This is a genomic window from Streptomyces shenzhenensis (genome assembly GCF_003688995.1).
Lineage (GTDB): Bacteria > Actinomycetota > Actinomycetes > Streptomycetales > Streptomycetaceae > Streptomyces > Streptomyces shenzhenensis_A.
The window spans coordinates 1-570 of the sequence record NZ_PENI01000125.1 but is presented as its reverse complement, the minus strand read 5'-3'; the positions used below and the strand labels follow the sequence as shown (position 1 = coordinate 570).

1 protein-coding gene is annotated in these 570 nt (G+C 73.2%); it reads left to right on the top strand.

The genetic code is table 11. The features are described 5' to 3' along the window. On the top strand, window positions 1–428 hold a 428-nt coding region (locus tag CTZ28_RS46485), incomplete at its 5' end, for a TetR-type transcription factor C-terminal domain-containing protein (protein ID WP_121895964.1). Window positions 429–570: the final 142 nt, after the last annotated feature.

The following is a 570-nucleotide window of genomic DNA, read 5'->3' as shown; positions in this document are numbered from 1 at the left end:
CCGGCAAGGACGCCATGCTCGCCGAACTGCTGGTCGGCATCAGCGAGCGGCTGCTGACGGGCGGGCGGCGGCGGGTCGAGGAGGCGGGCGGCGACCCGCGGGAGGTGCTGACCTCACTCGTCGAGGGCCACATCGACTTCGCACTGGACGACCGGGCGCTGATCACCCTCCACGACCGGGAGCTCGACCGGCTCCGGGACACCGACCGCAAGCTCGTACGGCAGCTGCAGCGCCAGTACGTGGAGCTGTGGGTGGAGGTCGTCCGGGAACTGCACCCGGAGGTCGGCGAGGCGGAGGTACGGGTCGCCGTGCACGCCGTCTTCGGCCTGCTCAACTCCACCCCGCACCTCGCGGCCCTGGGGCGCGAGGCGGTGGAATCACTGCTCCGGCGCCTCGCGCACGGCGCGTTCGGGGCGCTGTCGGCATGACCCGGCGCGTCCGCCGACCGGAATGGACGCGCCGTCTGCGGCCCGGCGGCGGCAGAATGGCCCGTATGCCGAAGCCGATAGAGACGCCCGTACCGACCCGCGCCGAGCTCATCGACCACTTGGTCCGCACGCGGATCGCGGG